Below are 21072 nucleotides of genomic sequence, written 5' to 3' on the forward strand. Positions count from 1 at the left end.
CGTACTATAGCGAAATAGAAAGCCTGAATACAAGATTTGTTCGGTATATTGTAAAAGGAAAATCATATGGTTGCTCAAATTCGGATTGGACAAGGGATCGATGTGCATGCGTTCGAAGAAGGTGATTTTGTTACTTTGGCAGGTGTCCAAATTCCACATACGCATGGTTTAAAGGCACATTCGGATGGGGATGTGGTATTACATGCGCTGAGTGATGCCTTGTTAGGCGCGTTAGCACTCGGTGATATTGGTCAGCATTTTCCAGATACAGACCCTGAATACAAAGGTGCAGATAGTCGTTTGTTACTCAAACATGTCTATCAATTGATTTTAGATCGTGGCTATCAGCTGAATAATGCAGACATTACGGTAGCTTGTGAACGCCCTAAATTAGCGAAGCATAATTTAGAAATGCGTCAAAGTATTGCAGATGTTTTAGATGTTGATGTGACTCAAATCAGTATTAAAGCCACAACAACTGAAAAATTAGGATTTACTGGTCGCCAAGAAGGGATCTTGGCAACGGCAACGGTGTTAATTTCGCATCAAGCAAAATGATTGCTGTTTATTAATGACTGTTCAAGTTCTTGTGTTGCTTTACGACCTTGCAGTTGTAAAGTAATGCTATGAATTAAGCCTGTCCAGGTTTCGTTCGGTTCCCAAATTTGGTGTAAAAGTTCTTGGGCGGTGGGCAGGTCGATATTCATATAGAATTGGCGATAGAGATACATCAAACTACTGACACGCATATTATCGTCGCAATGTAGCCAAATAATTTCATTTTGAACGAGATGATCAATGAGATCCAAAACAAAAAGACATTGTTCAGAGCAAGGTACATCCCAGCCGATTGGAATATGAATGTAGTTTAATCCCAAGTCTAAACAAATTTGATCTTGCTCAGATAGATGGTTATCTGATTTGCTGGTCGCAAGATTAATGACAGTACTGCAACCATATTCTTTGATCTGTTGCAGTTGCTCAGCAGTCGGTTGAGCAGAGCTAAACAGATGCTCATGCACCAAAGAAAAGCTTGGTATTTGAGATAAGGCTTGTTCGAGTGAAGTCATAACATCCGCTGTGTGTTGAGTGAAGTTCTCATATCATGAGAAACTTAATCTAATGGGCTTGTCTTACTATAAGTGTTTTTATTCGGGTGTTCAATTTAGAACACACAAATAAAAACAGCATCGAATGATGCTGTTTTTTTAAACTTAGTCTTTTTTCAGATTCTCATTCAGTAAGAATTCCATCAACGCTTTTTGAGCATGCAAACGGTTTTCTGCTTCGTCCCAAACCACAGCATTTTTGTGGTCTAACATATTTTCTGAAATCTCTTCACCACGGTGCGCAGGCAAGCAGTGCATGAATAAGCAATCAGGGTGTGCTAAGTCCATAAGTTTTTCATTGACTTGGAAATCTGAGAATGCTTTTTCACGTAACTTCTGTTCTTCTTCCTGACCCATGCTAGCCCAGACATCCGTCACGATGAGATCTGCATTGACAGCTGCATCTTCAGCTTTATTGAAGACTTCTACGCAATCAGCAAACTCGGTGAGGAATCTTGCTTGTGGTTCATAACCTTCAGGCGATGCGATTTTTAGCTTAAAGCCCATCATATGTGCCGCTTCAATATATGAGTTACACATATTGTTGCCATCACCAATCCATGCAACGGTTTTACCTTCAATGCTGCCTCGGTGTTCTTGGAAGGTTTGCAAATCAGCAAGCAACTGACAAGGGTGGTGATCATCAGTCAGACCATTGATGACCGGTACCGTCGAGTAAGATGCAAAACGCTCTACAATATCGTGACCGAAAGTACGGATCATGACAATATCGAGCATGCTCGAAATGACACGTGCAGAATCTTCAATCGGCTCACCACGGCCTAATTGAGTATCGCGTGGTGAAAGAAAAATTGCGTTACCACCAAATTGGCAAATACCTGCTTCAAAAGAAATACGCGTACGTGTGCTCGATTTCTCGAAAATCATTCCCAAAACTTTACCAGCAAAAGGTTGATAGACCGTATTGCTATGTTGCATGCGTTTAAGTTCTTGTGCGCGATCTAAAATACGCTGCAATTCTAAAGAGGATAGGTCTCGTAAAGTAAGAAAATGCCGAAGCGCCATATTTGCTCCCCCAATAATTATTGAATAAAAACAATAATTAAGTGATGATTAATGGGTGTGGAAAAAAAGGAATTGAATACTATACTATACGCGCAAAAAAAAGCAAAAGAATTAGACCTTTTGGTGGGCTTTTAAAAACAAATCTACAGAATAGTTAATATAATCAATGATTTCGGCATCATCTGCTGGTACGTCTAAACCCATTAGATTACGCCACTCGACATCGCGTAAAATGCCAAAATACATGGTTGAGGAGAATTGGGGTTTTGTACAATAAATCTCACCGCTGTTATGGGCATGCTCTAGTGCAAAAGCAATGGTATTTTGAATATTGAGTGCACATTGATCATAAAAATAATGCGCGAGCTGTGCATCCTTTTGGGTTTGCTCGGTAAACATCCGCATGAAGGCGATATTTTCAGGTTGAATAATGTGGTGATAAAAACGTTGAAGGGTTTGTGTAAGGTAGCTTCTTAAATTTGGTTTTTCGGGTGTATAAGGAAAACAAACACCTTTAAAGAAAACTTCTCTACGATAATCGCAAATTGCAGTAAATAGGCCTTCTTTATTACCAAAGTATTTATAAATAGATGTTTTTGAACCACCTGCATGATTGACGATATCATCCAAAGAGACTGCCTCATAACCTTTTTCTAGGAATAAATCGGTTGCGCACAATAATAGTGCGAGACGACGTTCTTCTCCGCGGCGAGTTTGAGGTTTAGCACAGCTTGGATAGCAAATATCAGACATTATCTACTTTGGGGTGGTTGGGTTAATTCTAGTATAACAAAAACCATATCCATTGTATGGTTATGAGATTGATGAGTGTTTCAAAATTTCTCAATTCAAATAAAAAAGCGAGTAACGTGTACTCGCTTTTTTTTATAATCTTTTAATTAAGCAGAACGAATTTCTTCGTCATCATCATCATCGCTGGAATCCATACCGAGCTCTTTGAGTTTGCGGGTAAGGGTATTACGACCCCAACCTAAAAGCTCAGCGGCATGGCGTTTACGTCCACGCGTTTGTTGTAACGCGGCATTAATCAGTGTGCGCTCAAACATAGGTGTTGCGATGTCTAAAAGCTTCATTTCACCATTTTTAAGCTTTTGGATCGCCCATTGTGCCAATAACTCATCCCAATGATGAACTGCGATGCGCTCAACTAAAGCTGGGCTGGTATTTGATACTGCTTGAGCATCGCTGTTCTTATGCACAGACGCTTGTTTAAGCTCAGCAGGCAGATCTTCTGGATAGACCTCACGTCCGGTGATCATCACCGTTAACCAGCGACAAGTATTTTCCAACTGACGCACATTCCCTGGCCAAGGCAGTTGTTGCATATAATCCGTAGTTTCAGTGCGCAAGATTTTTGGACTGACTCCAAGCTCTTTGCCCGCACGTGCCAAGAAGTGTTGTGCCAACATTGGAATGTCTTCGCTACGATGAGACAGCTTTGGAATATGAATACGAATGACGTTTAGACGATGATATAAGTCTTCACGGAAACGTCCTTCATTCACCAGTTTTTCCAAATCTTGGTGTGTTGCGGCCACTATACGTACATCAACCTTGACTGGGATATGACCACCTACGCGGTAGAACTCACCATCTGCTAAAACACGAAGCAAACGTGTTTGCGTTTCAAATGGCATATCACCGATTTCATCAAGGAACAACGTACCGCCATTGGCTTGTTCAAAGCGACCTTGATGCTGTGTATTTGCACCTGTAAATGCGCCTTTTTCATGACCAAATAACTCTGTTTCAATTAAGTCTTTTGGAATGGCTGCCATGTTTAGTGCAATAAAAGGTTTGGCGCGACGAGGTGAGTGTTTATGCAGTGCATGGGCAACCAACTCTTTACCTGTGCCAGATTCACCATTAATCAATACAGTAATGTGTGATTGTGATAAGCGACCAATTGCACGGAATACTTCCTGCATTGCAGGTGATTCACCAATAATTTCGGTCGATTGCAAAGGTGAAGCGGTTTTGGTTGCTTCTTGTTGTTGCAGTTTATTGATATGCAAAATCGCACGATTAACTAGAGCCAATGCTTCATCGATATCGAATGGTTTTGGTAAATACTCAAAAGCACCTGTTTGATAACTCGAAACAGCTGACTCTAAATCAGAGTGTGCTGTCATGATGATGACAGGTAGATCTGGATGCGTATTTTTAACTTTAGATAAGAAGGTTAAGCCATCAATCCCTGGCATACGGATATCGGTTAAAATCACATCGGGCGCATCATCATGTAGACGTTCAAGCGCAGTCTGTGCCTCTTCAAAGTTGGTGACATCAAAACCCTCTTCTTTAAAGGTTTTTTCCAGTACCCAACGCATGGCACGATCGTCATCTATTACCCAAATTTTATTTCGTGACATGGTTTAACTCCCAAGGTAGATATAGGCTAAATACGGTTTTTCCTGGAACTGATTGACATTCAATCATTCCGTTATGTTGATGCATAATATTTTGAGCGATACTGAGACCCAGTCCTGTGCCTTTGGCACGACCAGTGACTAGCGGATAGAAAACGGACTCCAAGATGCCCTCGGGAACACCAGGGCCATTGTCTTCAATGTCAATGCGAACCGTTGAGCGATTCAGCACACCATTAATGGTGACAAGGCGTTGTATTCGGGTTCTTAAAACCAGCTCTGGTTCTGAGTCGGTAAAAAAGTCTTTATTCTCAGTCATGGCCTGTACGGCATTAACACTGATATTGAGCATGACCTGAATCAGTTGGTCCCGATCGGCCATAACGTCGGGTAAAGAAAGGTCATAGTCGCGTGTGATCTTAATTTTCTTCTTGGTTTGATTTGCAATGAGTGAGCGAACGCGTTCCAGTGGCTCATGCACATTGACATGCTCGTAGCTTGGTAACTGACGTGAACCGAGCATGGTGTCCGCAAGATTGGTCAAACGATCGACTTCACTAATAATAATGTCGGTAAATTCACGATAGTTATCATCACCCAAGCTTCGGGCAAGTAGTTGTGTTGCACCACGAATACCTGCTAGTGGGTTTTTAATTTCATGTGCTACACCGCGAACTAACTGCCGAGCCACTTGATGTTGTTGAACGAGGTTTTCTTCTTTCGAAATTTTCAACATACGGTCAATCGGATTGAGTTCAATTAACAGGAGTGGATGATAGCTTTTGCCTGCATTGAGTTGTGATGCAGTGTAATCGACATGGATCGGTTTGAAATTCACATTGATCACGGCTTCACGACGGGTATAGTGTTGCCCACTTTCTAAAGTGTTTAATAATGCTTCATGTGTATTAAATGAATCATCATGCGCATGCAGTAAATTTAATACAGGTTGACCCGAAGCACGGAGCAAGCTGATGTCAAATAATGCTTCACAAGCAGAATTTAAATAAAAAATATTAAGCTTACTATCGACCAATAAAATGGCAGTGCTCAGATTATCTACTAAGAGTCGATAGTCGATAGTGTTCTGTTGATCCATTTGTGAATCATCCTGTTTTAAAATGGCGCAATAAATATAAATTTTAATGAATAGCCATTAACTTCTAAAATGTACTTTATGCAAAATACAAGCCAACTTTGTATTAACTAAATTTCAATCACTTAAATCTGAAAGAATCGATTTATACGGTATTTTTCACATACATCCGCTTATTTCAATATTTTATTATGTTCCAAGTTGGTGCGTTGTTGGATTTTATTTAAAATTTTGGTTGTATTTTGGTGCATTACACAAAGAGATGGCTTTGCAGCTATGCGTAAGCAAAGAAAAGTCATACAATACGCCGATTCTAGTGGAGCGCAGATTCATGAAGACCCCCAAAGTCGGTTTTGTATCTTTAGGTTGTCCTAAGGCATTGGTAGATTCTGAACGAATTTTAACTCAGTTAAAGACTGAAGGTTATCAAGTCGCATCAGATTACGACGGTGCAGATTTGGTTGTTGTTAATACCTGTGGTTTTATTGAATCTGCAGTACAAGAGTCTTTAGCCGCGATTGGCGAAGCCATGAGTGAAAATGGTCGAGTAATCGTTACTGGCTGTTTAGGTAAAGACGAAGACAAAATTCGCCAGATGCACCCAAATGTTCTTAAAGTAACAGGTGCAGCAGCCTATCAAGATGTCATGGAAGCAGTACATGAATATGTACCAGCACCGCCAAAACATAACCCGTTTATTGATTTAGTTCCAGAGCAAGGTGTTCGTTTAACACCGAAGCATTATGCTTATTTGAAAATTTCAGAAGGCTGTAATCACCGTTGTACATTCTGCATTATCCCAAGCATGCGTGGCGACCTCGTGTCTCGCCCTGTTGGAAAAGTGTTGGATGAAGCAGCTGCACTTAAACGTGCGGGTGTAAAAGAGATTCTGGTGATCTCTCAGGATACTTCTGCCTATGGTGTGGATACCAAGTACAAGTTAGATTTTTGGAATGGTCAGCCAGTCAAAACCAAATTCTATGATATGTGTGAAGCACTCGGTCAGTTGGGTATTTGGGTACGTTTACATTACGTTTATCCATATCCGCATGTGGATGCTGCGATTGATTTGATGGCTCAGGGCAAAATCCTGCCTTATTTAGATATTCCTTTTCAGCACGCCAGTCCGCGCATCTTAAAATTGATGAAGCGACCAGCTCATAGTGAAAATACTTTAGAGCGCCTGAAACTATGGCGTGAAAAATGCCCTGAATTGGTGATTCGCTCAACTTTTGTTGTTGGTTTCCCTGGTGAAACGGAAGAAGATTTCCAAATGTTGTTGGAATGGTTAAAAGAAGCGCAATTAGATCGCGTTGGCTGTTTTACCTATTCACCTGTTGAAGGCGCAACAGCAAATGATCTTCCTGATCATGTGCCAGAAGAGATTAAGCAAGAGCGTTATGAACGCTTCATGGAAGTGCAGCAAGCAATTTCGGCAGCTAAATTGCAAAAACGTATTGGTCAGAGAATGACAGTATTGGTTGATAGCTTGGAAGAAGAATTCCCTGTGGCCGTTGCTCGCTCATATGCAGATGCACCTGAAATTGATGGCAACGTTTTTGTTGAAGATATTGATAAGAGTCTGATTAAAGCAGGTAACTTGCTTGAAGTTGAAATTACGGATGCGGATGAGTATGACTTGTTTGCAAAGTTAATTCAGATTAAATCTGCTTGATGTTGAATTAAATTTAAGAAAGTTTTGAGATTGGTCGGTTTGGAGAAAAGTATGTCAGCTTCTAAGAATCCACGTTATGCACGTATTTTGCTAAAGCTTTCAGGTGAAGCTTTAGCAGGCAATAAAGATATGGGTATTGATGCCCAAGTATTAGATCAAATGTCACTTTCAATCGCTCACTTGGTTGGTTTAGGCGTTCAAGTTGGTATTGTCGTTGGTGGTGGTAATTTGTATCGCGGTAGCCAATTGCAAAAAGATGGTTTGGTTGGTCGTGTTACGGGTGACCAAATGGGTATGTTGGCAACGGTAATGAATGGTTTGGCACTGCGTGATGCATTGGTACGCCGTAATATCAAAACGCGTTTAATGTCAGCTTTGTCGATTGGTACCGTGGTTGAGCCATATTCAAGCCGAGATGCGATTCGTCACTTGAGCCAAGGTGAAGTTTGTGTATTCGTTGCCGGTACAGGTAACCCATTCTTTACCACGGACACAGCTGCTTGCTTGCGTGGTATCGAAATTGAAGCAAACTTGATCTTAAAAGCGACTAAAGTTGATGGCGTTTATAATAAAGATCCAAGTAAGTACGACGATGCAGTTAAATATGATCATTTAACTTTTGATCAGGTTTTAGATGAGAAGCTTGGTGTAATGGATCTTACGGCAATTTGTTTATGTCGTGACCACAATGTTCCATTACAAGTTTTTGATATGAACAAATCTGGTGCGTTACTTTCTGTTGTAATGGGCGAAAAAGAGGGTACTCACGTTACTAATTAGGGTTTGTTAATATTTCACCATGCATTGCGTTATAGACTAAAACAACACAAACTAGGCATGAAGCGAAAATAATGGCGATACCCTTATTGAGTTTCATAACGACGTTTGTGGCAGTTTTAGTCATAACCCAGAGGGACAGGAATCTTTTTTGGCGCTACTGCGTTATGTTTAATTTATTTAGAATGGCTAAATTTCATAAAACATGCCTTGTATCGCCTAAAAAACATTCTCTGTCGCAATCATCTGTGAAATGTTAATAAACCCTCATGTACGTGAGCCATAAAGCTCTTTATACTAATGTCTAAATATTTTGTAATACCTATGAATAAGTAAGGAAGATCATATGATTAACGATCTCAAACAAGATGGCGAACAACGTATGCAGAAGTCGCTTGACTCATTAGAGTTAGGCTTTGCTAAAGTTCGTACAGGTCGTGCGCACCCGTCTATTTTAAATGGTGTGATGGTTTCTTACTATGGCTCTGATGTTCCATTGAATCAAGTGGCAAACGTTGGACTTGAAGATTCACGTACACTATTGGTACAACCTTTTGAGCGTTCGATGGTTGCTGCGATTGATAAAGCGATTCGTGAAGCAGGATTAGGATTGAACCCAATTACTGCTGATGCAATCCGTGTACCAATGGCGGCATTAACTGAAGAAACTCGTCGTGATATGCAAAAAGTTGCTCGTTCAGAAGCTGAAAATGCCAAAGTTGCGATTCGTAATATTCGTCGTGATGTGTTAGGTGATATCAAAGCATTGTTGAAAGAAAAAGAAATTTCTGAAGATGATGATCGCCGTGCATCAGATGAAATTCAGAAAATGACTGATAAATATGTTGCAGAAGTTGATAAGCGTCTTGCAGCGAAAGAAGCAGAGTTGATGAAGGTCTGATATTACTATGACCTTGCAAGAAGAACCGCTTCTTCCTCAACATGTTGCCATCATCATGGATGGCAACAATCGTTTTGCCAAAAAAAAGCAAATGCAAAAAGGCGATGGGCATCGGGAAGGCAAGAATGTCTTGGATCCTATTGTTGAGTATTGTAAAAAAGAAGGTGTTCGTGCATTAACGGTTTTTGCATTCTCAAGCGAAAACTGGAATCGACCACAGTATGAAGTTGATCTGTTAATGAGATTGTTGGAAGAAACAATTCATGAGCAGCTGCCTCGTATGGAGAAATTCAATATCGCGCTTCGTTTCATTGGAGACCGTTCTCGGTTATCAAATGAGTTGCGTGATTTAATGCAATATGCAGAGCAGAAAACAGCAGTTTTTGATTCAATGACACTCACCATTGCCATTAGTTATGGTGGTATGTGGGATATGGCTCAGGCCGCAAAAGTCATTGCTCAAGATGTGCTTGCTGGAAAACTTCAAGCAGATCAGATAAATGTTGATTTATTTGATAAATATGTCAGTCTAAATGATCTTCCTGCTGTCGATTTGTTAATTCGTACAGGCGGTGACTATCGTTTGTCTAACTTTTTACTCTGGCAAGCTGCGTATGCCGAATTGTATTTTACCGATACTTTATGGCCCGAGTTTACAGTGAAAGAGTTAGATCACGCATTTCGTGTTTTTTCAGGACGTGAAAGACGCTTTGGTAAAACCTCAGAACAGATTCAACAAGCGAAAATAGAGAATTAATAATGTTAGAGCGGATTATTACCGCATTGGTGTTAGTTGCTGTTGTTTTAAGTTGCATGTTTGCAACGCAATCACATTATCCAATGTTTATGCTTATGATTTTAGCTGCGGGGGTTGCAGGTTATGAGTGGTTTAAGCTTATGCCTCGTGCAGTCGCGCCTGTGTCAAAACCTAAAGCGTGGGTATATGGTGGATGTGTTGCAGCAATATCAACACTGGCATTATTCTTTGATGATGTCGCACTTTTACTGTGGGCGGCATCCATTCTCACGTGGTTAGGCAGTATTTATTGGGTTAAAAATTTCCCTGAATCAGATAGTTGGTACAACGTATCTTTGTATGTGGTTGGCTTTATTCTGATATCTGCTGCTGTTACCGCACTTTATGCCGTTTGGCATAGTTCGCCATGGTGGTTGATGTACTTGTTCCTGTTGGTATGGGGCGCAGATAGTGGTGCATATTTCGTTGGGCGTAAATTTGGTAAGAAAAAACTCGCACCATTCGTAAGCCCAAATAAATCTGTTGAAGGTTTATATGGCGGCATTGCAACGACGATTATCATTATGTTGGTTGTACAATATTTCTATTTAAATTTAAGTGTCGTACAGCTTATTTTATTCTTAATCCTTTCAATAGTTACCGTGTTTGCATCTGTGTTAGGTGATTTGTTTGAATCTATGATTAAGCGTCGTGCGGGAATCAAAGATTCAGGTCGTGTTCTTCCTGGGCATGGTGGTGTATTAGATCGTATAGATTCTTTACTTGCTGCTGCACCGATTTTTGCGACAGGTATGTATATATTAAAACTTATTGGTGTAGATCTTTAAATGACTCAAGCTGTTTGTATATTGGGTGTTACGGGTTCGATTGGACAAAGTACTTTAAAAGTATTGGAACAACACCCAGATCAATACACTGTATTTGCAGTCTCTGCATATAGTCGTTTAGATGAACTTTTAGAAATTTGTAAAAAATATCACCCGAAAATTGTTGTTGTACCCAATGAAAAAGCATTTGAGTTGCAACAACGTTTCAATCAAGAAAATCTAAAACAGATTGAAATTTTAACAGATGAAGCCGGCTTGATCGCAATCGCTGAACATGTTGATGTCGATATTGTGATGGCTGCGATTGTCGGTGCGGCTGGACTGTTGCCCACACTTGCTGCTGTAAAAGCAGGTAAGCGTGTTCTATTGGCGAATAAAGAATCGTTGGTGATGTCTGGCGATATCATGATGCAGGCTGCAAAAGATAATAATGCGTTGTTATTGCCTGTGGACTCTGAGCACAATGCAATCTTTCAATCTTTACCTCATGATTATTTAAATGCAGAAAGAACAGGCCAGCCACAATTGGGTGTTTCGCAAATTCTTTTAACTGCATCGGGTGGTCCTTTTCTGAATCACACCTTAGAACAATTGCATGATGTAACACCGCAACAAGCATGTAAGCATCCAAACTGGTCTATGGGGCAGAAAATTTCGGTTGATTCAGCAACTTTAATGAATAAAGGCTTGGAATTGATCGAAGCTTGTCATTTGTTTTCAATATCAGAACATTTTGTTACAGTTGTTGTTCATCCACAAAGTATTATTCATTCCATGGTGCAATACGTGGATGGTTCAACTTTGGCACAAATGGGTAATCCTGATATGTGTACGCCGATTGCACATGCATTGGCATGGCCAAAACGTTTGGCAACACATGTTCCTGCTTTAAATTTATTTGAAACAGCTCAATTAAATTTCCAATCACCTGATCTTGTTAAATTTCCAGCATTGGATTTAGCACGTCAGGCAATGCGTGCGGGTGGTTTAGCACCAACCATTTTAAATGCGGCTAATGAAATTGCGGTTGCAGCATTTTTGCAGCAAAGGATTCGATTTACTCAGATTGCTCAAGTGGTCGAAAATACTTTGCAAACTGTACAAAATGCTAAAGCAGAAAACATAGACATCATTTTGCAGACTGATATGATCGCAAGACGGATTGCAGAAAAGTATATTGTGAGTATAGGAGGCTAAATCGTATGAATGCACTATTTATGATTGTTGCAGCGATTTTATTGCTTGGCCCTCTGATCGCAATTCATGAATTTGGTCATTATTGGGTTGCACGAAGATTAGGTGTCAAAGTGTTGGTGTATTCCATCGGCTTTGGTCCAACTTTATTGAAATGGCAATCTAAAAAATCAGGGATTCAATATCAGCTTTCGGCATTACCTCTAGGCGGTTATGTCAAAATGTTGGATGAGCGAGAAGGTAATGTTGCTGAGCAAGATTTGCCTTATGCATTTAACCGTCAATCACCGTGGAAGCGGATTGCGATTGTCGCTGCTGGTCCGCTGATTAACCTGATTTTTGCAGTGTTTCTGTTCTGGATTTTATTTTTACCAGCACAAGAGCAGTTGAATACTCGTATTGGTAAAGTGATACCAAATACGCCAGCCGCTCAGGTTGATTTAAAAGTGGGCGATAAGATTATCAATGTTGACGGACAAACAACGCCAACATGGGAAAAGCTAAATTATGCTTTAGTCAATCGTGTGGGTGAAACTGGGCAAGTCTCGGTCATTGTTGATCGTGCTGGAACTGAAAAACAATTTAGTCTACCTATTAAAGAATTTTTAAAAGATCAAAGTCAGTCGCCTTTGGACGTATTGGGTTTTCTACCATATCGTCCTCAGATTCCTGCAGTGGTTAAAGAATTAAGCGCTGATGGTGCTGCAATACGCCAAGGTATGAAAGCTGGCGACCAAATTGTTGCAATTGATAATGTTGCAATGAAAGATTGGTTTGATGTCGTTGCGGTTGTCCAAAGCTCGCCAGAAAAGCTTTTAAATATTGATGTGATGCGTCAAGGTCAACTTGTCCATTTGCAAGTGATGCCTCAAGGGCAGCGCGATAATATGGGTAATACGACTGGGATGCTCGGCGTGAAAAGTGATGCTGGTAAAATCACGATCCCGAATGATTACAAGCAAACCATTCAATATTCACCTATTGAAGCGCTGGGTGTTGCATTTGAAAAGACAACTCAGCTTTCGGGCATGATTTTTAACTCTATTATCAAAATGGTACGTGGTTTAATTGGTTTAGATAATTTATCTGGTCCAATCACAATTGCCAAAGTTGCTGGTCAAAGTGCGGAAATGGGGTGGCAAACCTTTATTTCATTCATGGCTTTGATGAGTGTAAGTTTGGGGATTCTAAACTTATTGCCTATTCCGATGTTGGATGGTGGTCATTTAGTTTATTACTTTATCGAAGCAATTCGTGGTAAACCTGTTTCTGAACAAATACAGATGTTTGGTCTAAAAGTTGGTATGGTACTGCTCGGTAGCATGATGCTTTTGGCTTTATTTAACGACTTCATGCGTTTATAACAACGCAAATGGAATTTAACTTACTGGAAAATATATGGGCATGCGTCACACACATTTATTAATGCCTTTGGCACTGGTTAGTGCGATGGCAGTGGTACAACAAGCATACGCAGCAGATGAGTTTCTTGCACGAGATATACGAATTGATGGCTTAGTGCGTTTAACACCTGCAAGTATCTATTCTATGTTACCAATAAATAGTGGCGATAGAGTAAGTGACCCAATGATTGCTGAGTCAATCCGCACTTTATATGCCTCTGGTTTATTTGACGATATTAAAACCTATAAAGAAAATGATGTTTTAGTCTTTAAAGTTGTTGAACGTCCAATTATTTCGAAATTGGAATTTAAAGGCAATAAACTTATTCCGAAAGAAGCCTTAGAACAAGGCTTAAAGAAGATGGGTATTGCTGAAGGTGAAGTATTTAAGAAGTCTGCATTGCAGACCATTGAAACTGAGCTTGAGCAACAATATACCCAACAAGGTCGTTATGATGCAGATGTAACGGTTGAAACGGTGGCTCGTCCGAATAACCGTGTTGAGTTAAAACTTAACTTTAATGAAGGTACGGCAGCTAAAGTATTCGATATCAATATTATTGGTAATACGGTCTTTAGTGATAGCGATATCAAGCAAGCCTTTGCAGTGAAAGAAAGCGGCTGGGCTTCTATTGTTACCCGTAACGACCGCTATGCACGTGAAAAAATGGCTGCAAGCTTGGAAGCTTTACGTGCCTTATATTTAAACAAAGGTTATATCAACTTTAATATCATTAACTCTCAATTAAATATCAGTGAAGATAAAAAACATATCTTTATTGAGGTTTCAGTTGATGAAGGTAGTCAGTTTAAGTTTGGTGAAACGAAGTTCTTAGGTGATGCACTTTATAAACCTGAAGAGTTGCAAGCACTTAAATTATATAAAGATGGCGAAACGTATTCGCAAGAAAAAGTGAATGCAGTCAAGCAATTATTATTGCGTAAGTATGGTAATGCGGGCTATTACTATGCTGAAGTGAATGTTGTACCTGATATTAATAATGAAACAGGTATTGTTGGCTTAAATTACTATATTAATCCAGGTCAGCAAGTAACAGTACGTCGTATTAACTTCACTGGTAACAGTAAAACTGCTGATGAGGTATTGCGTCGTGAAATGCGCCAAATGGAAGGTGCATTGGCAAGTAATGAAAAAATTGACTTATCTAAAGTTCGTTTAGAGCGTACAGGCTTCTTTAAAACAGTTGATGTTAAACCTGTTCGTGTTCCAAACTCTCCAGATGAAGTTGATTTAAATGTGAATGTTGAAGAGCAACATTCAGGTACAACCACACTGGCTGTAGGTTATTCGCAAAATGGTGGTGTAACCTTCCAAGCAGGTTTAAGTCAAACCAACTTTATGGGTACGGGTAATCGTGTTGCGATCGATTTGTCTCGTTCAGAAACTCAAGATTACTATAACTTAAGTGTGACGGACCCATACTTTACCATTGATGGTGTCAGCCGTGGTTATAACGTTTACTATCGTAAAACCAAGTTAAACGAAGATTATAACGTTAACAACTACGTTACCGATAGTATTGGCGGTAGCTTAAGTTTTGGTTATCCAATTGATGAAAACCAAAGTTTAAGTGCGTCTTTAGGTATTGATCAAACCAAAGTAAGAACAGGTCCAAGTGTTTCAACTTATATTCGTGATTATTTGTTAGCGAATGGCGGCAAAGCGACTGGTAGCAGTAGTTATTGTCCACTGGAATATTTGAAAAAGGATCCAGTAACTGATCAATTAACTGGTGAATGTCAAGATGGAAAACTTATAACTTATGATAATGCGTTTGAAGGTACTTTCTTAACGTATAACTTGAACTTAGGATGGTCATATAACACCTTGAATAGACCAATTTTCCCAACTTCTGGTATGTCACATCGTGTTGGTTTAGAAATTGGTTTACCAGGCAGCGATGTTGATTATCAAAAAATGACTTATGATGCCCAAGCATTTAAATCGCTCTGGGGTGGGTTCGTCCTTCGTGGTTATGGTAAGTTAGGTTATGGTAATGATTTACCATTCTATAAAAACTTCTATGCGGGTGGTTATGGCTCAGTACGTGGCTATGATAACAGTTCTCTTGGTCCAAGATATCCAAGTGTTATTTTCCAAGAAACCAAACAAAATGACCTTGATCCAGAAGAAGTTGGTGGTAATGCTTTAGTGCAGTTTGGTACAGAACTTGCGCTTCCTTTACCATTTAAAGGTGATTGGACTCGTCAAGTGCGCCCAGTACTATTTGCTGAAGGTGCTCAAGTCTTTGATACACAATGTGATGTACCAAGAGGTAATGTCACGATTGATGGCAAAGAAGTTGATATCAAACAATACTGTAAAGATAACAACAAGTTAGACTTTGGTAATATGCGTTATAGCGTTGGTGTTGGCTTCACATGGATTACCATGATTGGTCCATTATCACTGAGCTATGCATTCCCATTGAATGATAAAAAGGGTGATGACACCAAATCTATCCAATTCGAAATCGGTCGTACCTTCTAAGGACGACCTCGTTTAGCGCGGTAAAATATATAAAGGATGCAATAATGAAAAAATTAACAATGTTGATGTTAGGTTTAGGGTTTACGGTTTCTGCAACTGTAAATGCTGCTGGTCTTGCTGTAGTTGATTTGGCTAAAGTTGTTGAAAGCAGTACTTATCTAAAACAACAAAATGCGAGTCTTACTCAGTCAGTAAAACCTACTTCAACTCGACTTGAGCAATTGGGTAAAGAGTTAGAGTCTTTACAGCAAAAAGCACAGACTGATGGTCAAAAAATGAATCAGGCGGATATCCAAAAGCTCACTGCTCAGTATCAGTCGAAGTTAAGTGAGTTTAATAGCACTCAACAAGGTTTACAGACCAAAGTTCAGTCAAGCTTACAAGCAATGAATACAACTTTTGAATCTCGCGTGAAGCAAGCTGCTGAACAATTGCGTAAAGAAAACAACTTTGACTTCATTTTGAATAAAAATTCTACGATAGCCTCTGACGCTCAGTATGATTTAACTGATAAAATGATTCAAAAGGTTAACGCAATTAAATAATCAATGAATAGACGTACTTATCGTTTAGAGGAAATTGCTCACCTTGTCAAAGGTGAGCTTTTCGGTGAAAAAGATTTCCAAATTTCAGATTTGGCAAGTTTTGAATGTGCACAAAAACAGCATATTTGCTTTGTAAATAATGACAAATATTTAGCACAAGCAGAAGCGAGTCATGCGGGTGCATATATCGTTACAGCCGCACTTAAACAACAACTCGCAAGTAAACAAAATTTTATTGTTGTTGATAATCCTTATTTAGCATTTGCTATGTTAACGCACTTGTTTGAAAAAAAGATTTCTCAGCGAGGTATTGAGCGTAGTGCTCAAATTCATCCTTCTGCCATTATTGCCGATGATGCTTATATTGGGCATTACGTTGTTATTGGTGAAAACTGCGTTGTAGGCAATAATACAATTATCCAAGCACATGCGTTCCTTGATGATGATGTAGAAGTGGGTAAAGATTGCTTTATTGATGCACACGTTACGATTACGGGTGCTGCAAAATTAAAAGATCGTGTTCGTATTCATGCCAATACAGTGATTGGTTCAGAAGGGTTTGGCTTTGCACCTTATCAAAATAAGTGGCATCGTATTGCGCAGCTGGGTTCAGTTCGTATCGGAAATGATGTCCGGATTGGTTCTAACTGCAGTATTGATCGCGGTGCATTGGACGATACAATTCTGGCTGATGGTGTCATTATTGATAACCTTGTGCAAATTGCTCACAATGTTCAAATTGGAGAAAATACTGCGATTGCTGCAAATTGCGGAATTGCAGGAAGTGCAAAAATTGGCAAAAACTGTATCATGGGTGGCGCCTCAGGGGTGGTTGGACATCTTGAAATAACCGATAATGTCATTCTTACCGCGATGTCAATGGTCACAAAAAATATTTCTGAAGCTGGAACGTATTCTTCAGGGATGGGACTTTTTGAAAATAGTCATTGGAAAAAGACAATTGTACGTCTCAGACAATTAGCAGATGTGCCATTGACCCAAATCACTAAAAGGCTTGATCATATGCAAGCTCAATTAGAGTCCCTTGAATCAACCTTTAAGTTACGTAAATAATTTATTATGACTGAGACTACATTACCTGCATTCACGATGCCTGAATTACCCATGGATATTCTTACGATTCGTGAATATTTACCTCATCGTTATCCATTTTTACTCGTTGATCGCGTTACAGAAATTACTGAGAATAGTATTGTCGGTTATAAAAACGTTTCTATTAATGAAGAGTTTTTCCAAGGGCATTTCCCGACTTATCCAATTATGCCTGGTGTACTGATGATTGAAGCATTAGCACAGGTTTCTGGAATTTTGGGTTTTGTCTTAACTAATCAAAAGCCGAAAGCAGGTTCGCTGTTCTTATTTGCTGGTGCAGAAAAAATCAGATTTAAGAAACAAGTTGTTGCAGGTGACCAGCTTGTCTTAAAATCAGAACTTGTGATGCAAAAACGTGGCATTTACAAGTACAATTGTACTGCTAGTGTCGATGGCATTGTTGCTGCGACGGCAGAGATTATTATTTCCCACCAGAAAATTGAGCAGACATGAGTAGTCAAAATTTAATACATCCCACAGCAATTATTGACCCGTCTGCAGAAATCGCATCTGATGTACAAATTGGTCCGTATAGCGTTGTGGGTCCAAATGTAAGTATTGACTCAGGTACAAAATTGCATTCACATGTTGTCATTGGTGGATTTACCAGAATTGGAAAAAATAATGATATTTTTCAATTCTCGAGTATTGGGGAAATTTGTCAGGATTTAAAATATCAGGGCGAAGAAACTTGGTTAGAAATTGGCGATCACAACTCGATTCGGGAACATTGTACTTTGCATAGAGGAACGGTTCAGGATCATAGCCTGACCAAAATTGGCAGCCATAACCTGTTGATGGTCAATACGCATATCGCACATGACTGTGTGATTGGCGATCATAATATTTTTGCCAATAATGTGGGTGTTGCTGGGCATGTCCATGTTGGTGATCACGTGATCGTCGGTGGTAATGCTGGTATTCATCAATTCTGCCGTATTGATTCCTACAGTATGATTGGCGGTGCTGCTTTAATTCTTAAAGATGTACCAGCCTATATCATGGCTTCTGGTAACCCAGCGCGTGCTTATGGTATGAATATTGAAGGTATGCGTCGCAAAGGATGGTCGAGAGATACCATTCAGGGCTTAAGAGAGGCCTATAAGCTGATTTATAAATCTGGCCTAACTGCTGAGCAGGCAATTGAACAGATTCGTAGTGAAATTCTAGTGAAAACGCCAGAAGCGCAATTGTTTATTGACTCCTTAGAGAAGTCAACTCGTGGTATTGTGCGTTAATTGCTAGATTGAAAAAAAGACACTGAGGTGTCTTTTTTTATGCTTAATTTTCCTGTTCTACAAATTGTTGCCGATACTGTTTAGGCGAGTGCTCAAAAGTACGTTTAAAAGCCTGACTAAAAGCAGTTTCTGATGAGTAACCCACTTTATTGGCAATTTGTTGAATTGAATAATTACTTTTACGCAGATATTGGCTTGCTAAGCGCATACGATGTTGCTGTAAATAAGCGAGAGGTGATTCACCAATCACTTCATGGAATAGACTGGCAAACTTTGAGCGCGACATACAACATTGTTCTGCCAATGATTCAACCGTCCAAGCATTTTCAGGATGATTGTGAATGGCTGCCAAACTGTTACTGAGCTCAGGATGATTTAAAGCGCTGAGCCAACCATGTTGACTTGAGATTTGTTGAATATGATCTCGAATACATTTGATTAATAAAATATTGACCAAATGATCGATGATGATATCGCGGCCAGCTTGAATATTCTGCGTTTCTAAGGCCAGAAAGTGTAAGCCGATTTGCAGCCATTCAGGTGCATTGGTATCTCCATGTTGGAGATGAATGATTGAAGGTAAGGCCTGAATAAAAGGACGGGCCATAATGGTATCAATCTGGCAACGCACGGTTAGAATGAGGTTTTTCTCAGATGACTGAGTACCGAATTCGATAGCATCTTCTTTATGACCATCGAACAGCTTTGAAATATCAACGGCATCGACCAGTTTAGTAATCGTATTATCTGCGCCTGTATGTGCTTTTCCTGATGGAATAACCACAATTTCACCCGCATGTGCAGTTAAACAGTTTTGTGCGTCAATTTGAATAAAAACAGAACCAACTAAAACAATATGAACAATTAAGGCCGTTTGATCTTGGCAGATAAAACTCCATTCTCCTTGAGTTTTCAAGTAGATATATTCAGTGTGATTTAAATGAATATCAGCAAATATTTTACTTAAAGCATCCATATGATTTTTTAACGATGTATTCATTTAAATTATAGAGAGCTGCGCCAATAACTCAATATGTGTTTATAGGACAAAAACAGGGTGGATGATGCCAAAGACTTTGACATAGCTTTTTTGGACGCTTGCAACTGTCATGAATTTCATAATTCCTCAAAATATACTTATATATACAAAGACATGGATTCGATGATGAATGCGCCAGTAAATGTTGAGCAAGAACTTACGCCAGTAAGCATTCCAAAGTCAAAAACTCAGTTGGATCGTAAACGTTATTTATGGGCGATTAGCCCAGCTTTACCTGCAATCGGGATTGGTATTTTAGCAGGTTATCAATTTGCACCACGGCCATTGAAGAAAATCTTTGCTTTAGGCGGCCCAATTGTTTTGCATATTGTGATTCCAACAATTGATACCATTATTGGTAAAGATGCTAATAATCCAACGGATGAAGATATTCGACTACTTGAAAAAGACCCTTATTATTCTCGATTGGTTAAAAGCTTTATTCCATTACAATATGCAGCTAATGTCTATGCATGTTATTTAACCAGCCGTAAAGAAACATCGTTTATTGATAAGATTTTTCTTGGTATTTCAATGGGTGCAATCAACGGGATTGCGATTAATACCGCACATGAATTAAGCCATAAACATGATCGTATTGACCATATTCTGTCGCATTTAGCCTTAGTGCCAACAGGTTATAACCATTTCCGAATTGAACATCCTTATGGCCACCATAAACGTGCTGCGACACCTGAAGATCCAGCATCTTCACAAATGGGTGAAACATTCTATGAGTTTTGGCCACGTACCGTGATTGGTTCTTTTAAATCTGCAATTGAGATTGAAACCAATCGTCTAAAACGTAAAGGTAAAGAATTCTGGTCAACTGAGAATGAACTATTACAAGGCTGGGGAATGAGTGCAGCTTTTCATGGTTCAATGGTGGGTTTGTTTGGTAAGGGTGTTATTCCTTATTTAGCGACTCAAGCGTTCTATGGCATTAGTTTGTTCGAGATTATTAACTATATCGAACACTATGGTTTAAAGCGTCAAAAGGATAAGAATGGTAAGTATGAGCGTACCATGCCAGAACATAGCTGGAACAATAATAATATTGTGACCAATTTGTTCTTGTATCAGTTACAACGTCATTCGGATCATCACGCTTACCCAACGCGTCCATTCCAAGCTTTACGTCATTTTGATGAAGCACCTGAATTGCCAAGTGGCTATGCAAGTATGTTATTGCCAGCTTTGATTCCACCACTATGGTCAAAAATGATGGATAAACGTGTATTTGATCACTATAAAGGTGATTTAAATAAAGCCAATATTTTCCCGAAACGTCGTGCAAAACTGTTTAAGAAATTTGGTGTGGTTGATCAGTCGCTGACTGAAGTTTCTAGCGAGACAGTGACTACAGCATAATCCAAACTGCTTTCCTAAAGCAGGGCACTGATGAGCAATCGTCAGTGCCTTTTTATTTTCTTGTATAAAAAGCTTAACCAAGTACAGATTTTGAATATT

At 39.5% G+C, this 21072-nt stretch carries 20 protein-coding genes; 14 read left to right on the forward strand and 6 right to left on the reverse strand.

What is annotated here, in order from left to right; translation table 11 throughout:
- Positions 1-66 precede the first annotated feature (66 nt).
- A complete protein-coding gene (ispF, locus tag GBI66_RS13355) occupies positions 67-558 on the forward strand; it encodes a 2-C-methyl-D-erythritol 2,4-cyclodiphosphate synthase (protein WP_005188960.1) in 492 nt (163 codons plus the stop codon).
- Here the strand turns inward: ispF and GBI66_RS13360 are convergent.
- The 5 genes from GBI66_RS13360 to glnL all read right to left on the reverse strand — a co-directional run bounded on the left by GBI66_RS13360 (position 546) and on the right by glnL (position 5624).
- Entirely contained in the window at positions 546-1070 is a 525-nt protein-coding gene (locus GBI66_RS13360; protein WP_005188959.1) for a protein tyrosine phosphatase family protein, read from the reverse strand. The genes ispF and GBI66_RS13360 overlap by 13 nt on opposite strands.
- Before the next feature lie 144 nt (positions 1071-1214).
- Positions 1215-2135 carry an ornithine carbamoyltransferase gene (gene argF / locus GBI66_RS13365; protein WP_005152630.1) on the reverse strand — a complete coding sequence of 307 codons (921 nt, stop codon included), beginning with the start codon at positions 2133-2135 and terminating at the stop codon, positions 1215-1217.
- Between the two features lie 111 nt (positions 2136-2246).
- Positions 2247-2888, reverse strand: a complete 642-nt coding sequence (locus tag GBI66_RS13370) for a TetR/AcrR family transcriptional regulator (RefSeq protein WP_151716459.1) — start codon at positions 2886-2888, stop codon at positions 2247-2249.
- Between the two features lie 146 nt (positions 2889-3034).
- Entirely contained in the window at positions 3035-4528 is a 1494-nt protein-coding gene (gene glnG / locus GBI66_RS13375; protein WP_151716460.1) for a nitrogen regulation protein NR(I), read from the reverse strand.
- Positions 4515-5624, reverse strand: a complete 1110-nt coding sequence (glnL, locus tag GBI66_RS13380; protein ID WP_151716461.1) for a nitrogen regulation protein NR(II) — start codon at positions 5622-5624, stop codon at positions 4515-4517. Before glnL ends, glnG begins: the two co-directional genes overlap by 14 nt.
- A 328-nt stretch (positions 5625-5952) precedes the next feature.
- On the opposite strand from glnL, the gene rimO reads away from it, so the two are divergent.
- From rimO to lpxA, 12 genes are all read left to right on the forward strand, one after another.
- Entirely contained in the window at positions 5953-7296 is a 1344-nt protein-coding gene (gene rimO / locus GBI66_RS13385; protein WP_151716462.1) for a 30S ribosomal protein S12 methylthiotransferase RimO, read from the forward strand.
- Between the two features lie 51 nt (positions 7297-7347).
- Positions 7348-8076, forward strand: a complete 729-nt coding sequence (gene pyrH / locus GBI66_RS13390; protein WP_005188940.1) for a UMP kinase — start codon at positions 7348-7350, stop codon at positions 8074-8076.
- A gap of 343 nt (positions 8077-8419) precedes the next feature.
- Complete coding sequence (frr, locus tag GBI66_RS13395) at positions 8420-8974, forward strand: ribosome recycling factor (protein WP_004807417.1); 555 nt, start codon at positions 8420-8422, stop codon at positions 8972-8974.
- 7 nt (positions 8975-8981) lie between these two features.
- Positions 8982-9731 carry a polyprenyl diphosphate synthase gene (uppS, locus tag GBI66_RS13400; protein ID WP_151716463.1) on the forward strand — a complete coding sequence of 250 codons (750 nt, stop codon included), beginning with the start codon at positions 8982-8984 and terminating at the stop codon, positions 9729-9731.
- 2 nt (positions 9732-9733) lie between these two features.
- Entirely contained in the window at positions 9734-10558 is an 825-nt protein-coding gene (locus tag GBI66_RS13405; RefSeq protein ID WP_005188935.1) for a CDP-archaeol synthase, read from the forward strand.
- Positions 10559-11755, forward strand: coding sequence for a 1-deoxy-D-xylulose-5-phosphate reductoisomerase (gene ispC, locus GBI66_RS13410; RefSeq protein ID WP_151716464.1), 1197 nt, complete (start codon positions 10559-10561; stop codon positions 11753-11755).
- A 5-nt stretch (positions 11756-11760) separates the two neighbouring features.
- On the forward strand, positions 11761-13116 hold the full coding sequence (gene rseP / locus GBI66_RS13415; protein ID WP_151716465.1) for an RIP metalloprotease RseP: 1356 nt from the start codon (positions 11761-11763) through the stop codon (positions 13114-13116).
- A 34-nt stretch (positions 13117-13150) separates the two neighbouring features.
- Positions 13151-15667, forward strand: coding sequence for an outer membrane protein assembly factor BamA (gene bamA, locus GBI66_RS13420; protein ID WP_151716466.1), 2517 nt, complete (start codon positions 13151-13153; stop codon positions 15665-15667).
- A gap of 44 nt (positions 15668-15711) precedes the next feature.
- A complete protein-coding gene (locus tag GBI66_RS13425) occupies positions 15712-16212 on the forward strand; it encodes an OmpH family outer membrane protein (protein ID WP_005212145.1) in 501 nt (166 codons plus the stop codon).
- Between the two features lie 3 nt (positions 16213-16215).
- Entirely contained in the window at positions 16216-17286 is a 1071-nt protein-coding gene (gene lpxD / locus GBI66_RS13430; RefSeq protein ID WP_151716467.1) for a UDP-3-O-(3-hydroxymyristoyl)glucosamine N-acyltransferase, read from the forward strand.
- 6 nt (positions 17287-17292) lie between these two features.
- Positions 17293-17778 carry a 3-hydroxyacyl-ACP dehydratase FabZ gene (fabZ, locus tag GBI66_RS13435; RefSeq protein WP_005152665.1) on the forward strand — a complete coding sequence of 162 codons (486 nt, stop codon included), beginning with the start codon at positions 17293-17295 and terminating at the stop codon, positions 17776-17778.
- Positions 17775-18563 carry an acyl-ACP--UDP-N-acetylglucosamine O-acyltransferase gene (lpxA, locus tag GBI66_RS13440; RefSeq protein WP_151716468.1) on the forward strand — a complete coding sequence of 263 codons (789 nt, stop codon included), beginning with the start codon at positions 17775-17777 and terminating at the stop codon, positions 18561-18563. The genes fabZ and lpxA overlap by 4 nt, the downstream gene beginning before the upstream one ends.
- A gap of 43 nt (positions 18564-18606) precedes the next feature.
- On the opposite strand, the gene GBI66_RS13445 is transcribed toward lpxA, so the two are convergent.
- Positions 18607-19539 (reverse strand): AraC family transcriptional regulator, encoded by a 933-nt coding sequence (locus GBI66_RS13445; RefSeq protein ID WP_151716476.1) that lies wholly within the window; start codon positions 19537-19539, stop codon positions 18607-18609.
- A 189-nt stretch (positions 19540-19728) separates the two neighbouring features.
- Here GBI66_RS13445 and GBI66_RS13450 point away from each other — a divergent pair, with 189 nt between their 5' ends.
- Positions 19729-20973 (forward strand): alkane 1-monooxygenase, encoded by a 1245-nt coding sequence (locus GBI66_RS13450; protein WP_151716469.1) that lies wholly within the window; start codon positions 19729-19731, stop codon positions 20971-20973.
- Positions 20974-21072: the final 99 nt, after the last annotated feature.

This window comes from Acinetobacter sp. TUM15071, assembly GCF_008980925.1.
Classification (GTDB): domain Bacteria; phylum Pseudomonadota; class Gammaproteobacteria; order Pseudomonadales; family Moraxellaceae; genus Acinetobacter; species Acinetobacter dispersus.